The following is a 15,021-nucleotide window of genomic DNA, read 5'->3' on the forward strand; positions in this document are numbered from 1 at the left end:
TCTCCTTGCACATGGCTGCTATGTTATCGGATTTTTATGGAGCGAAAAGAAATACAATTATTAGTCATTTCGTTAAGTATAGTTTTTTTAACTTTACTGATTATTTTGCTTGTCATATTCTTTTATTTTTTAAAAAAGAAGAATAATTATCTGGTTGAAAAAATGGAATCAGAACTGTATTTTCAATCTGAATTAATTAAGACCAGAATTGAAATTAAAGATCAGACTCTGAGTGAAATTAGCAAGGAACTCCATGACAATATAGGCCAGATAGTTTCTGTTGGTATTATGCAGCTCAATATCTATCTCGATAGCGGAAAACCAATTCAGGCGAATGAACTGAATGATCTTAAAGGAATATTAGCCAAATCACTAGACGAGATCCGGATTTTATCCCGAATCATCAATAAAGATAATCTATTGCAGAGCAATTTCATCGAAGCCATAAAACAAGATCTTGAGCGTATAAAAAAACTAAAAAACATTCAATACAATTATAATCTTACGGGAGAAATACCCCAGATTAGTCAGGAGCATGATTTATTTATTTATCGAATTTTTCAGGAAGCAGTGCACAACAGCCTTAAACACTCGCACAGTGATTTATTTGAAGTAAATATTAATACAACTGATACCGTTTTTCGATTAAAAATAAAAGATTTCGGAATTGGTTATGATACAAATCAGATAAATTCCGGATTAGGTTTAAACAACATGAAATTAAGAGCCAAGTTAATTGGAGCAATCTTAATAATGGAATCAGATTCATCAGGAACAACCGTAACTTTGGATTACCCCTTAATCAAAACAAATGAAATCTAACACTAAAAACAAAATTATTATTGTAGATGATCATCATCTTTTTTCACAATCACTCAAACTTTTAATCGATAGTTTTAAAGATTTTGAGGTGATCAATCACTTTGAGAATGGTAAAGTATTTATTTCGTACTTACAGGAAAACGTCGATACAGAAGTCGACTTAATTTTATTAGATGTCAACATGCCTGTTTTAGACGGCGTAAGCACAATGAAATGGATTAAAGAAAACAGGCCCAATTTAAAAGTGATTGCCCTTTCACTAAATGATGACGAAGAAATTATCATAAAAATGATCGCTAGCGGTGCAAAAGGTTATTTATTGAAAGACACTTCCCCTGAAATATTTAAAGAAGCCATTGCTTCCGTAATTGAAAAAGGCTTTTATTTTACAGAATTAGTTTCAGGAATGCTGGTAAAAAAAGCCAATGACGATTCTAAAAAAATCAATTTAAAAGAAAAAGAAATCGTTTTTATAAAACATGCCTGTACCGAAAAAACATACAAAGAGATTGCCTCAGAAATGTGTTTAAGTCCAAAAACAATTGATGGTTACCGGGAATGTTTATTTGATAAACTGGAAATTAAAACCCGAATCGGATTGGTTTTATATGCCATTAAACATAAAATTGTCTTGGTGTAATACTATATCTCATTTTTGACAAAATTATTACAAATTACAACTCTGATTAATCATCCCTAACCAAAAACAAAATACTGAAATAAACACTTGACAATACACAAGTTAAATGCAATATTCAGAAACAGGAATACAAAAAAACCTGCTCAATTTCTCAAGCAGGTTTTATTATATATTTATATGAGTGTCTCTTTTTAAGAATTCTTACTTTACAAATTCAATTTTTTGAACTTCTTCTTCATTAACACTATCAAAGAATCCTTGTTCATTCATCCAGTCATCACTAAATACTTTACTCATATAACGAGATCCATGATCTGGAAAAATAGCAATAATATTACTGTCTTTAGTAAATTCTCCTTCTTCGGCATATTGTTTAATAGCCTGCATTACTGCTCCCGAAGTATATCCTACAAATAAACCTTCTTTTCTGGTAATTTCTCTGGCTGTATGTGCACTTTCTTCATCAGTTACCTTGATGAATTTGTCAATAATATCAAAATCTGTAGCTGATGGAATAAGATTCTTTCCTAAACCTTCAATACGGTATGGGTAAATCTCTTTATTGTCGAATTCTTTTGTTTCATGGTATTTTTTCAATACTGATCCAAAAGCGTCTACACCCAGAATCTTAATATTAGGATTTTGCTCCTTTAAGAATTTTGCAGTTCCTGAGATTGTTCCTCCGGTACCGCTGCAAGCAACAAGATGTGTGATTTGACCTCTGGTTTGTGCCCAAATTTCAGGGCCTGTAGTATTATAATGGGCATCAATATTTAGCTGATTAAAATACTGATTAATATATACAGAACCTTTAGTTTCTTCATGCAAACGTTTTGCAACGTTGTAATAAGATCTTTCATCATCTGCAGAAACGTGAGCCGGACAAACATACACTTTCGCGCCTAAACTTCTCAACATGTCTATTTTATCCTTGGATGATTTTGAACTTACTGCCAATATACAGTTATAGCCTTTTATAATGCTTACCATAGCTAAACTAAAACCTGTATTCCCGGAAGTTGTTTCAATTATGGTATCACCTGGAGATAAAATTCCTTTTTTCTCTGCTTCTTCAATGATATATAATGCTATTCTATCTTTTGACGAATGTCCCGGATTAAAAGCTTCTACCTTTGCGTAGAAATTTCCTTCTAGCCCTTCGGTGACTTTATTTAGCTTAATAAGTGGGGTGTTACCTATTAATTCTAAAACATTATTATAAGCATTTATTTCTTCTTTCATAAAAAAATAGTTAATCAAAGGTATTTTTAAATAACCCTGATAGGTTGCAAATTTAACAAAAAATTTCTAATTAGCTTTTAATTTTCTCTAAATCTAATAAAAAACTAAATTCCTTTGCTAAGTCTTTTAGTGCTTCAAATCTTCCTGAAGCTCCACCATGTCCAGCATCCATATTGGTGTCCAAAAACAAAAAATTGTTATTTGTTTTCATCTCTCTTAATTTGGCTACCCATTTGGCTGGCTCCCAATATTGTACCTGCGAATCATGCAATCCCGTAGAAATATACATATTAGGATATTTCTGTTCTTTTACATTATCATAAGGTGAATACGATAACATATAATCATAATATTTTTTATTATTTGGGTTTCCCCATTCGTCATACTCCCCGGTCGTTAACGGAATAGTATCATCCAACATTGTTGTAACAACATCTACAAAAGGTACCTGGGCAATGATTCCATTGTACAATTCCGGAGATTCATTTGCTATAACTCCCATCAATAATCCTCCGGCCGATCCTCCTTCTGCATACAAATGTTCAGGAGAAGTAAATTTTTCGTTAACAACAAATTTAGAGCAATCAATGAAATCTGTAAAGGTATTTTTCTTTTTTAACAGTTTTCCTTCTTCATACCATTCTCTTCCTAAGTCCTCACCCCCTCTAATATGGGCAATTGCATATATAAATCCGCGATCTAACAATGAAAGTCTTGTTGATGAAAAATAAGCATCCATTGTGATTCCATACGAACCATAGGCATAAAGCAGCAACGGATTTTTACCGTTTTTATGCAGTCCCTTTCGATAAATCATCGAAATTGGAACTTTTACCCCATCTCTGGCAGTTGCCCAAATACGTTCTTCAACGTAATTTTCTTTATCGAATTTCCCTCCTAAAACTTGTTGCTCTTTTAAAATTTCTTTGGTTTTAGTCTTCATATTGAAATCAATAACTGAAGATGGCGTTCCCAGCGACTGATAACTGTAACGCAAAATATCGGTATCAAAATCAATATTGGTTGTAGTGTAAGCATTATACGTTTCACTTCCAAAAGGCAAATAATAATCAGGTTCCCCGTTCCATGGTATGATACGAATGTGATTCAATCCGTTTGAGCGCTCTTCAACGACCAGATAATTCTTGAAAATTTCAATATCTTCCAACAAAACATCTTCCCGATGCGGAATAAGATCTTTCCAGAACTTTTTCTCCGTTCTGTTTTCAGGCGTTTTCATCAACTTAAAATTTGTCGCTTTATCTTTATTCGTTAAAATATAAAACGAATCTTCGTAATGCGAAATACTATACTCCAAACCACGTACACGATGTTGGAAAACTTCAAATTCTCCATCCGGATTATCTGAGTTTAGAATTCTGTATTCAGTCGTTAGAGTACTTCCTGAACCTATCACAATATATTTTCTTGATTTTTCTTTACTTATTGAAACATTAAAAGTATCATCGGTTTCATTAAAAACCAAAACATCATTTTTAGAGTCAGTATTTAATTTATGTCTGAAAACTTTATCTGCTCTTAAAGTAACTTCGTCTTGTTTCGTATAGAAAATAGTTTGGTTGTCATTTGCCCAAACCGATCCACCTGTAGCATTTTCGATTTTATCGGATAAAATTTCTCCTGTTTCCAGGTTTTTGATCTGAATGGTATAAATTCTTCTTCCAACAATATCAACACCAAAACTTACAAACTTATTATCCGGACTTACACTTAAACCTCCTAATTTAAAGTAAGCATGTCCTTTTGCCATCTCGTTGCAATTGAATAAAATTTCTTCTTTTGCTGAAAGGCTTTCTTTTTTTCTGGAAAAAATTGGGTAATCCTCTCCTGTTTCAAAACGAGTAATGTAATAATAACCATTATAAAAATAAGGAACAGATGAATCGTCTTCTTTAATTCTCGCTTTCATTTCTTCATACAAAGCATTCTGAAGATCTTTTGTATGTGCGGTCATACTCTCGTAATAAGCATTTTCCTGATTTAAATAATCAATAACTTCAGGGTTCTCACGGTTATTCAACCAAAAATAATTATCTATTCGGGTTTCTTTATGCTTTTTCAGGTTCTTTGGAATTACTTTGGCTTGTGGAGCCTTTATATCGTTTGGCATGGATTTAAGCATTAGTTTTTTTAAAATACGAAGCTGCAAAAGTACTATAATCGCAATAGAACAGGAACAATTTTTTCTTAAAATATTGTATTGATATAATACAGCAATATACTAATTTTGTATGAAATAATTTAAAATCAACAAAAATGGATTTAATGGGAATGATGGGCAAACTTAAAGAAACCCAACAAAAAATTGAAGATACAAAAAAGCGCTTAGATACTGTATTAATCGATGAACAAAGTGCTGATGGATTATTAAAAGTGACGTTAACAGCTAATAGAAAAATAAAATCAATCTCTATTGATGATTCTTTGTTAGAAGATAAAGAACAATTGGAGGATTACTTAATTGTAACGCTTAATAAAGCTATTGAAAAAGCGACAAGCGTAAACGAAAGAGAACTTGACGCTGTTGCAAAAATGGATATGCCAATGATTCCGGGAATGGATAACTTGTTTAAATAAGATTTATAAAAAAGGTTCAGAGTTTTTTTAAAAAAAAGGTCCAAAGGTTCAAAGATTTTTCACATTGTGAGTAACTAACCTTTGGACCTTTTATTATCTCTGAGCCTTGTTTTAAAACTTCTGAAGCGTTTCAATCACATACGTATGCATAACCTCCCTGTAATCCAAATGTGTTACGATACGAAGCTTATTATGTCCCATTGAACTTATTGAGATATTTTTTTGTTTCAGTTTTTCTATTAAAAGCTGATCACTATATCCTTCCGCAAGCGAAAAAATCAAAATATTGGTTTCCACAGGTTCTATTGAAGCTACCCAGACCTTTGTACTCAAAACGGCTGCAATTTCTTTTGCTCTTCGGTGATCTTCTGCCAGTCTTTCAATATTATGGGCCAGGGCATACAATCCGGCTGCAGCCAAATAACCAACCTGACGCATTCCGCCCCCAAGTATTTTCCTGATTCTCAACGCTCTGCGAATATCTTCTTTAGTTCCTAATAAAACAGAACCAATCGGAGCACCTAATCCTTTTGATAAACAAACCGAAATAGTATCGAAAATAGCCCCAAATTCTTTCGGATTTTGCCTTTTCGCAACCAAGGCATTCCAAATTCGGGCACCATCCAAATGAAATTTCAGATTATTAGCATCACAAACTTTTTTTATTTCTCTTAAGTCGTCTAATTCATAACAGGCTCCGCCTCCTTTATTGGTCGTATTCTCAACACAAACCAAACTTGTTAACGGACTATGATAAAATTCAGGATCATTTATTGCAGAAGCCACCTGACTGGCCGTTATCATTCCTCTGTCCCCATCTAACAAGCAGCATGAAACACCGCTGTTAAAAGAAACCCCTCCTCCTTCATAATGATAAACATGTGCATATTTATCTGCAATTAACTGCTCTCCGGGCTGTGTATGTAATTTAATCGCGGTTTGATTAGCCATAGTTCCAGAAGGGAAAAAAAGTCCCGCTTCCATACCAAAAAATTCAGCTACCCTCGTCTCCAATTCAATAACCGTCGGATCCTGTCTGTATACATCATCGCCAACATGAGCGTTAAACATATATTGCAACATTTCGTTTGAAGGCTTGGTAATGGTGTCGCTAATTAAATTTATTTCCATATTCTAAAAACTATATCTTATTTTTGTACCAACAAAATTACGTATTACTAATAGTTATTCCCTGAAAGTTTTATAATTTTTCACTGTGAATTACTTTAGAAACAAAATAACGTAATATTTATAAGAAACATATAAAACTACTATTAATTTATGACAACTACCGAACAAATAAAAGGTATTGTGGAGCGCCTTGGTGCGTTGAGGAGGTATCTTTGACGTTGATGCCAAACTAATTGAAATTTCAAACGAGGAAGAAAAAACCTTCGCGCCCAACTTCTGGAACAATGCAAAAGAAGCTGAAATCATTGTAAAAAATCTTCGGAACAAAAAAAAATGGATTGAAGATTACAACAAAGCCATCGAACTTACAGATGAATTACAACTTGCCTATGATTTTTATAAAGAAGGGGAACTTTCTGCCGAAGAATTAGACGAGCATTACACTACAACGCAGTCCCATATTGAGAACATTGAGTTCAAAAACATGCTTTCAGACGAAGGCGACAGCCTTAGTGCCGTGGTACAGATTACTGCCGGAGCCGGTGGAACCGAAAGTTGTGACTGGGCAGGAATGCTGATGCGTATGTACATGATGTGGGGAGAAAGTTATGGTTTTAAAATCAAGGAACTGAACTTTCAGGCTGGTGATGTTGCCGGAATCAAAACCGTTACCTTGGAATTTGAAGGAGATTACTCTTTTGGGTATTTAAAAGGAGAAAACGGTGTACATCGTTTAGTCCGGATCTCTCCTTTTGACAGTAATGCAAAGCGCCATACATCATTTGCATCAGTTTATGTATATCCGTTGGTTGATGACAGTATAGAAATTGATATTAATCCTGCCGATATTGAGATTACAACTTCCAGATCCAGTGGGGCCGGAGGACAAAATGTAAATAAGGTTGAAACCAAAGTACAATTGGTTCATAAACCGACAGGAATCCAGATTCAATGTTCTGAAACCAGGTCACAGCAAGACAACAGACAGCGTGCCATGCAAATGTTACGATCTCAGTTATACGAAATTGAGCTAAAAAAACAACAGGCACAACGCGCTGATATCGAAGCAGGAAAAATGAAAATCGAATGGGGTTCGCAAATACGTAATTATGTAATGCAGCCCTATAAATTAGTAAAAGACGTTCGTACCGGTTACGAAACCAGCGATGTTGACGGTGTAATGAACGGAAATATCGACCCTTTCCTAAAAGCATTTTTAATGATGATGGGGCAAAGAGAAGAAGAATAGTTTTCTAAATATTCAGTCGCAGTTTTTCAGTTAACTGTGACTGAATACCGAAACTGAATACTGAGACTGTAAACTAAATAAAAAGGTTATGATAAAGTGGGCAGATGTAATTCATTTTACAAACAAAGGAAATCCGGCTCCTGAAAAAAGAGTTGAGAAAACAGAAGAAGAATGGAAACAGGTTTTAACTGCTGAGGAATATCAGGTAACTCGTTTAAAAGGTACCGAAAGATCTTTCAGCTCTGAACTTTGCAGTTTATTCGATCCTGGAATCTATGAGTGCAAATGCTGTGGCACCCTGCTTTTTGATGCAAGCGAAAAATTTGAATCAGGAACAGGCTGGCCTTCTTTTACGCAACCAATTAAAGAAAATGCCATTGCATACCATGCTGATAAATCATACGGAATGATTCGTGTTGAAGTCGTTTGTAATACCTGTGATGCACATTTAGGACATGTCTTTCCAGATGGGCCACAGCCAAGCGGTTTACGTTATTGCATCAATGCCGTATCCTTATCCAAAATAAAAGAATAATTTTTTAGTTATTTTTGAAAAGCGATTCCTTTAATTAATCAAAAGTGAATCGCTTTTTATTTTTAATTCAATTTCAAACATGCAAACCTATATTGCTTTTCTGCGTGGTATAAATGTAAGTGGTCAAAAACTCATTAAAATGGAAGTTTTAAGAACCATTCTTATGGAACTTCCCATTCAAAATTGTAATACTTATATTCAAAGTGGAAATATTATTTTTAAAAGTTTACTTACTAATACATCAGAATTAGAAAATCTAATTACAAATGCCATCGAAAAGCATTTTGGATTTCAGGTTCCCGTACTTATCCTGACCCTTCAGGAATTGCAAAAAAGCAGCCTGCAAAATCCTTTTCAGAAACTGGAAGACCCTACTCAGCCATATGTAACTTTTTTATCTGATATCCCGGAAAACACAAGCATTAACACCTTTAAAGCAATTGATTTTAAGGAAGATAGATTCTTTATCACCAATAAAACAATGTACATTATATATGCCAATCCAGGCGGAAATTCTAAACTAACAAATGCTATTATAGAACGTAAACTAAAAGTTCGGGCAACCACCAGAAATTGGAAGACCGTCAATAAATTAATAGAATTAATGTTAAATTTGTAATATTTTAGTCGTTATTTAAAATACTATACAAAAAACTTGACATTAATATTAGGTAATTAAATTCTAATTGAGTTTATTTGGCAAAAATTCCCTCAATAACTCTATTAAATTTACTACATGAAACCCTATTCAATTCAAGAAATTAACGAAGTTCTAAATGGTGTGATATATGGAACAACTTCCCAAAAAATTACTGCCACAGAGCAATTAGAAAAAGCAACTGCTTCGGAGATTTCTTTTATTGGCAACAAAAAATATGAAAAACTTTGGGGAGGATCAAAAGCATCAATTGCAGTTGTTAATGAAGATATTTCTATTGAACCCGGAGAAAATCGTGCTTTTATTAAAGTAAAAAATGCCGATTTGGCTATGTCTCAAATTCTGACGCTTTTTGCTCCGCCTACTCCAATATTTCATACAAACATTCATAAGACAGCGACAATTGACGAAACTGCAATCATTAGTGAAGGTGCCCGAATTGGAGCCGGTTGTTATATTGGTCCAAAAGTAGAGATTGGTATCAATGCTACGATTTATCCAAATGTTACTATTTTAGACGAATGTACTATTGGAAAAAATACGATTATTTGGTCAGGAACTGTAATCAGGGAGCGTTGTCATATTGGTAACGATTGTATTATCCATCCTAATGCAACTATTGGTGCTGATGGTTTTGGATTTCGCCCTTGCAAAGAAAAAGGTCTGGTAAAAATTCCGCAAATTGGAAATGTAATTATAGGAAACGGAGTCGAAATTGGTGCAAACTCATGTGTTGACCGCGGAAAATTCAGTTCTACGGTTTTAGGTGACGGATGTAAAATCGATAATCTGGTTCAGATTGGACACAATAGTCAATTAGGTAAATTTTGTATTATGGCCGGAAATAGCGGTTTGGCCGGTTCTGTAACTTTAGGAAACGGAGTTATAATTGGCGGAAGCGCCTCTATTAAAGATCATACAACTATTGGAGACGGAGCTATTGTTGGTGCCGGTTCCGGTGTTACTGGTGATATTCCCGCAGGAAAAACAATGTTAGGCTATCCGGCAGTTGAAGCTCGTGATGCATTGAAACAATGGGCAATACTAAAAAGAATGGTCTGCGATTCTAAAAAATAAATTCCAAAATTTAAGATATATACTAAACAGAAGTTCGCTTCTGTTTTTTTTGTCCTTTAAATTTTAATAAAGCATAAAATCTAGTTTTAAACCATTTGGTTTGTCTCATTTATTTCAATTGATTTTGTAAATTAGCACACATTATTTTGTAAAAACATCAATATCTTATGGATTTAAACTTCAATAAAAACGAAGATCACAATAAATTATTACTTTCAGAATTAAAACAAAAATTTGCTAAAGTTAAATTAGGCGGAGGCGAAAAACGTATTGCAAAACTTCATGCCGAAGGCAAAATGACGGCACGTGAACGTATTGATTATCTATTAGATAAAGATTCTAAAAATATCGAAATTGGAGGATTTGTCGGAGAAGGAATGTATGCTGAACACGGTGGCTGTCCATCTGGAGGTGTCGTTATAAAAATAGGATATATAAAAGGAAAACAATGCATTGTTGTTGCTAATGATGCAACAGTTAAAGCCGGTGCATGGTTTCCTATTACAGGAAAGAAAAACTTACGTGCCCAGGAAATTGCAATGGAAAACAGGCTGCCAATCATTTATTTGGTTGACAGTGCCGGTGTGTATTTACCTTTACAGGATGAGATTTTTCCGGATAAGGAACACTTTGGGCGTATTTTTAGAAATAATGCCCAAATGAGCAGTATGGGAATCACTCAAATAGCTGCTGTAATGGGCAGTTGTGTTGCCGGTGGTGCCTATTTGCCAATTATGAGTGATGAAGCCCTTATTGTAGACAAAACCGGAAGCATTTTCCTTGCGGGAAGTTATTTGGTAAAAGCCGCTATTGGCGAAAGCATCGATAATGAAACTTTAGGTGGTGCCACAACACATTGTGAAATCTCAGGCGTGACCGACTATAAAGCAAAAGATGACAAAGATGCTTTAGACAAAATAAAAAACATTGTAGATAAAATTGGCGATTATGACAAAGCCGGTTATAGCCGAATCAAAGCTGAGAAACCTGCTTTAGACCCGACAGCTATTTACGGAATTTTGCCAAAAGCCAGAAATGAGCAATATGATATGATGGAAATCATCAATCGCTTGGTTGATAATTCGGAGTTTGAAGCTTATAAAGATGGTTATGGACAGACAATAATTACCGGGTATGCAAGAATTGATGGTTGGGCAGTCGGAATTGTAGCAAACCAAAGAAAAGTAGTTAAAACCAAAAAAGGTGAAATGCAGTTTGGTGGTGTTATTTACTCTGACAGCGCTGATAAAGCCACCCGTTTTATAGCCAACTGTAATCAGAAGAAAATTCCATTGGTTTTTTTACAGGATGTTACCGGTTTTATGGTCGGATCAAAATCGGAACACGGTGGCATCATAAAAGATGGTGCCAAAATGGTAAATGCCGTGAGTAATTCGGTAGTGCCAAAGTTTACTGTAATTGTGGGTAATTCTTATGGAGCCGGAAATTATGCCATGTGTGGAAAAGCTTATGACCCGAGATTGATTTTTGCTTGGCCAAGTGCAGAACTTGCCGTTATGGGCGGAACCCAGGCTGCAAAAGTACTGGCACAAATTGAAGCTTCTTCGCTTAAAGCTAAAGGAGAAATTGTAGACGAAGCCAAAGAAACAGAGTTATTCACCAAAATAAAAGCCCGTTACGATGAACAAACTTCCCCATATTATGCCGCTTCAAGGCTTTGGACAGATGCTATTATTGATCCTTTAGATACACGTACATGGATTTCAATGGGTATTGAAGCTGCCAATCATGCCCCTATTCAAAAACCTTTTAATTTAGGTGTCATTCAGGTTTAGCTTTTACAAATCAATAAATACGTTAAAAAAATAGTAAAAAACTTATTTTCAGTTACTTAAAAATAAATATATCATAAAAATTCAGTAACTTTAGTATAATTAATTTTTTAATCACGTAGCATCATGGAAAATGTAAAAAGTTTGAATAAATGGGCTAATTCGCACACTTATTTACCAGTAGATTTAGTACGTATCGTATTGGGTGTTTTTTTATTTATGAAAGGAGTTTCTTTTGTAACTAACGTTCAATATCTACATGATTTAATTTCTCCTATTGATCAATTTGGAGGCGGAATGTTCCTCTTACATTACATTGCGCCAGCCCACATGATTGGAGGGATTATGATTTTCTTTGGGCTTCTTACACGTTGGGCGATTGCAGCACAATTACCAATATTATTTGGAGCAGTCCTTATAAACTTTATGGGTCATATGCACTCTGAAAGCCTGGTTTTAGCAATAGTAGTATTATTAGTTTGTATCTTCTTTCTATTTTACGGAGGCGGTAAACATTCAGCTGATTATTATTTCAAAATGCAGCAATAACAAATATTATCCTCAACTAAATAAAGTTGAGGATAACTTTTAAGAAGTAATTAGCACTTTAAATTTTCTTAATTATGTTTTATGAGTTAAATTCGCAGCTATGAATTGGATTCGTAAAACCGTTATTTTTCTATCACTTTTGGTCATAGCTTTCTTTGCTTCTCAGGCAAATGAAATTTCTGTACAAAAAACGGAAACCCAAAAAACGGATACTACTTTTTCTGTTGAAAGACCTGATTCTTTAGCATTTATACAACCTCAGGCAAGTTATCAATTTACAGCAAATATAAAAACCCACTATCCCAACATAGTTAAATGGTTTGATACAATTTTGATGGTAATCCAAAGTCATCAAGCTGTAAAATCAGTATCAAATTTTGCTGACCAATATTCAAATCAGAGTAAAAAGATACTGCTCCTCCTCTATCCTTTCCATTATTTTTGGTAATTAATTTTTGAAATCTTAACCGGAAGAAATATTTTCTTCTCAAGTCATTAAACTATTTTTCAAAGAGAAAACTGTTTGATATTTCATTAATTAAATTTTAAAACAAAATGGATACAAGTGTAACAATAATTGGTATTGTGATTGCAGTCATAGTAGCTATTCCCCTATATTTTTCTGCAAGGGCAAATGCAGTTAACAAAGCAAAAATTCAGGAAATAAAAAAGAAATTCAATCCTTCTAATCTTTTTAATTTTGATCAAACTGAATCCATCAATAAAAAAGTTCTCACAATTGATCAAAAAAACAGAAAATTTATCCTGATGAATTTCAATCCAAACCAGCAGGAAGCAACCTATGTAGATCTAAAAACTGTTTCATCCTGTAAATTGGTCCTGACTTCTGACTCTGATTCAGATACAATCTTAAAAATTGATTTTGAATTTCAGGAAAAAGAAACTGCTAAAAAAATTATAATCCCATTTTACGATTTTGATGATGATCGTATCAAACAAATAAGTGTTTACCAAGATCATCAATTTGCAAAAAAATGGCTTAAAATCATTCAGGATTCTATTTAGTGTTAGTTATTTAATTCGGTAAAAGAGGCTCATTTTTGAGTCTCTTTTTTTATGTTACTATATGATAATTATCATTTTGAAAATAAAGCTTACTTCTTACTTTTGAGTCTTAAACTAATTTTATGAAAATTTCATTAACTCAAAAATATAATGTTCCGGGACCAAGATATACAAGTTATCCAACGGTGCCTTATTGGGATGAAACTACTTTTACAACAGAAAAATGGATAGAATCATTTCAAAAAACCTTTTCAGAAAGTAATTCAAAAAACGGAATTAGTTTATACATTCATTTGCCTTTTTGTGAAAGCATGTGTACTTTTTGCGGATGCAACAAACGAATCACCAAAAATCATTCAGTTGAGGAAAAATACATACAAGCAGTTTTGAAAGAATGGAATTTATACTGTGGATTACTTCCTGAAAAACCAATCATAAAAGAAATACATTTAGGCGGAGGAACACCAACATTTTTTTCAAAAAATAATCTGGAGCAACTCATAAACGGCATTTTATGTTATGCCAATAAAGCTGAAAGTTTTGAATTTAGTTTTGAAGGACACCCAAATAATACAACTTACGAGCAGCTTAAAAAACTATATGATTTAGGCTTTCGCCGAGTGAGCTTTGGGGTTCAGGATTATGCTGAAAAAGTTCAGAAAGCCATTCACAGAATTCAGCCTTTTCACAATGTTGCGAAAGTCACTTTCTGGGCTAAAGAAATTGGATACACTTCTATAGGCCACGATATTATTTTTGGTTTGCCTTTTCAGACAATAGAAAATATAGTCGATACTGTTGAAAAAACAAATTCGTTAAAACCTGATCGTTTAGCATTTTACAGCTATGCACACGTACCATGGATCAAAGGAAACGGGCAACGAGGATTCAATGACGAAGATATTCCAAAAGATGCTGAAAAAAGACAGTTATATGAAACAGGAAAGCTTTTACTTTCTAAAAACGGCTATCACGAAATTGGCATGGATCATTTTGCTTTGGCTTCTGACAGTTTGTATACCGCAAGTCAAAATCAGGAACTACACCGAAATTTTATGGGTTATAGTGCTTCAAAAACGCAGTTGATGATTGGATTGGGTGTTTCCTCAATAAGTGACAGCTGGTACAGTTTTGCTCAGAACACAAAGAACCTGGAAGATTATTATCAGATATTGGAATGGGATAAACTCCCTATTGTGAAAGGTCATATTCTTACTGATGAAGATTTGATTATCCGAAAACACATTCTGAATTTAACCTGTCAATTTGAAACTTCCTGGAATGACAAAGATTTATATTTTGATGAAATTCCTTCTGTTTTATCAGAATTAAAAGAAATGGAAAACGATCTGTTAATTGTAATTGAAGAAAATAAAATCAGAATTACTGAAGCCGGAAGACCATTTGTCCGAAATATTTGTATGGCTTTTGATTTGCATTTAAAAAGAAAATCTCCGGAAAATAATTTGTTTTCGATGACTGTTTAAATTGAAGAGTTATTTTGGTAATATTTAATGGACATTCTCAGTTAATCTATGCGATGTGTATAGTTAGCTATAAAATTTACATAGTATTAGGCTAAAAACTAATAAAATTGAGCTTTGAAAGAAAAAATAAAACTACTTCAAAACGAAAAGCTAACCATTAATAAAAAATCCATTTGATTATTTGTAAGAATAAAACAATATATTTGAAAATAAA

15 protein-coding genes are annotated in these 15,021 nt (G+C 33.7%); 12 read left to right on the plus strand and 3 right to left on the minus strand.

Features of this window, described 5'->3' with window-relative positions; genetic code table 11:
- The first annotated feature begins 162 nt into the window (after positions 1-162).
- Positions 163-822: a sensor histidine kinase gene (locus PMI10_RS08755; RefSeq protein ID WP_238539460.1), complete on the plus strand. Its 660-nt coding sequence runs from the start codon at positions 163-165 to the stop codon at positions 820-822.
- The gene (locus PMI10_RS08760; protein ID WP_007806823.1) at positions 812-1,462 is read left to right on the plus strand and encodes a response regulator transcription factor; all 651 of its coding nucleotides are present in this window, start codon (positions 812-814) and stop codon (positions 1,460-1,462) included. Before PMI10_RS08755 ends, PMI10_RS08760 begins: the two co-directional genes overlap by 11 nt.
- Positions 1,463-1,663: 201 nt before the next feature.
- Here the strand turns inward: PMI10_RS08760 and PMI10_RS08765 are convergent, their stop codons facing one another.
- Positions 1,664-2,704: a PLP-dependent cysteine synthase family protein gene (locus PMI10_RS08765; RefSeq protein ID WP_007806824.1), complete on the minus strand. Its 1,041-nt coding sequence runs from the start codon at positions 2,702-2,704 to the stop codon at positions 1,664-1,666.
- Positions 2,705-2,774: 70 nt separating this feature from the next.
- Positions 2,775-4,835, minus strand: a complete 2,061-nt coding sequence (locus tag PMI10_RS08770) for a S9 family peptidase (protein WP_081491451.1) — start codon at positions 4,833-4,835, stop codon at positions 2,775-2,777.
- Between the two features lie 146 nt (positions 4,836-4,981).
- Here PMI10_RS08770 and PMI10_RS08775 point away from each other — a divergent pair, with 146 nt between their 5' ends.
- Positions 4,982-5,302, plus strand: a complete 321-nt coding sequence (locus tag PMI10_RS08775) for a YbaB/EbfC family nucleoid-associated protein (RefSeq protein ID WP_007806829.1) — start codon at positions 4,982-4,984, stop codon at positions 5,300-5,302.
- Positions 5,303-5,413: 111 nt separating this feature from the next.
- Here PMI10_RS08775 and PMI10_RS08780 read toward each other — a convergent pair whose 3' ends face one another.
- A complete protein-coding gene (locus tag PMI10_RS08780; RefSeq protein ID WP_007806831.1) occupies positions 5,414-6,433 on the minus strand; it encodes a threonine aldolase family protein in 1,020 nt (339 codons plus the stop codon).
- Between the two features lie 150 nt (positions 6,434-6,583).
- Between PMI10_RS08780 and prfB the strand changes: the two genes are divergently transcribed.
- The 9 genes from prfB to hemN all read left to right on the plus strand — a co-directional run bounded on the left by prfB (position 6,584) and on the right by hemN (position 14,807).
- A protein-coding gene (gene prfB / locus PMI10_RS08785) for a peptide chain release factor 2 (protein WP_157489756.1) occupies positions 6,584-7,682 on the plus strand; the annotation gives its coding sequence in 2 pieces (ribosomal slippage) (positions 6,584-6,646 and positions 6,648-7,682; 1,098 coding nt in all).
- An 88-nt stretch (positions 7,683-7,770) separates the two neighbouring features.
- Positions 7,771-8,217 (plus strand): peptide-methionine (R)-S-oxide reductase MsrB, encoded by a 447-nt coding sequence (gene msrB, locus PMI10_RS08790; RefSeq protein WP_007806836.1) that lies wholly within the window; start codon positions 7,771-7,773, stop codon positions 8,215-8,217.
- A gap of 79 nt (positions 8,218-8,296) precedes the next feature.
- Positions 8,297-8,836 (plus strand): DUF1697 domain-containing protein, encoded by a 540-nt coding sequence (locus tag PMI10_RS08795; protein ID WP_007806838.1) that lies wholly within the window; start codon positions 8,297-8,299, stop codon positions 8,834-8,836.
- A gap of 117 nt (positions 8,837-8,953) precedes the next feature.
- Positions 8,954-9,952 (plus strand): UDP-3-O-(3-hydroxymyristoyl)glucosamine N-acyltransferase, encoded by a 999-nt coding sequence (gene lpxD, locus PMI10_RS08800; protein WP_007806840.1) that lies wholly within the window; start codon positions 8,954-8,956, stop codon positions 9,950-9,952.
- A gap of 167 nt (positions 9,953-10,119) precedes the next feature.
- Positions 10,120-11,748, plus strand: a complete 1,629-nt coding sequence (locus PMI10_RS08805; RefSeq protein WP_007806843.1) for an acyl-CoA carboxylase subunit beta — start codon at positions 10,120-10,122, stop codon at positions 11,746-11,748.
- Between the two features lie 123 nt (positions 11,749-11,871).
- Positions 11,872-12,294, plus strand: coding sequence for a DoxX family protein (locus PMI10_RS08810; RefSeq protein ID WP_007806845.1), 423 nt, complete (start codon positions 11,872-11,874; stop codon positions 12,292-12,294).
- 100 nt (positions 12,295-12,394) lie between these two features.
- Positions 12,395-12,742, plus strand: a complete 348-nt coding sequence (locus tag PMI10_RS08815) for a hypothetical protein (protein WP_007806847.1) — start codon at positions 12,395-12,397, stop codon at positions 12,740-12,742.
- Between the two features lie 107 nt (positions 12,743-12,849).
- On the plus strand, positions 12,850-13,320 hold the full coding sequence (locus PMI10_RS08820; RefSeq protein WP_007806849.1) for a hypothetical protein: 471 nt from the start codon (positions 12,850-12,852) through the stop codon (positions 13,318-13,320).
- Between the two features lie 122 nt (positions 13,321-13,442).
- Complete coding sequence (gene hemN, locus PMI10_RS08825) at positions 13,443-14,807, plus strand: oxygen-independent coproporphyrinogen III oxidase (protein ID WP_007806851.1); 1,365 nt, start codon at positions 13,443-13,445, stop codon at positions 14,805-14,807.
- Positions 14,808-15,021 lie beyond the last annotated feature (214 nt).

It is taken from the genome of Flavobacterium sp. CF136, assembly GCF_000282055.1.
Taxonomy (GTDB): Bacteria; Bacteroidota; Bacteroidia; order Flavobacteriales; family Flavobacteriaceae; genus Flavobacterium.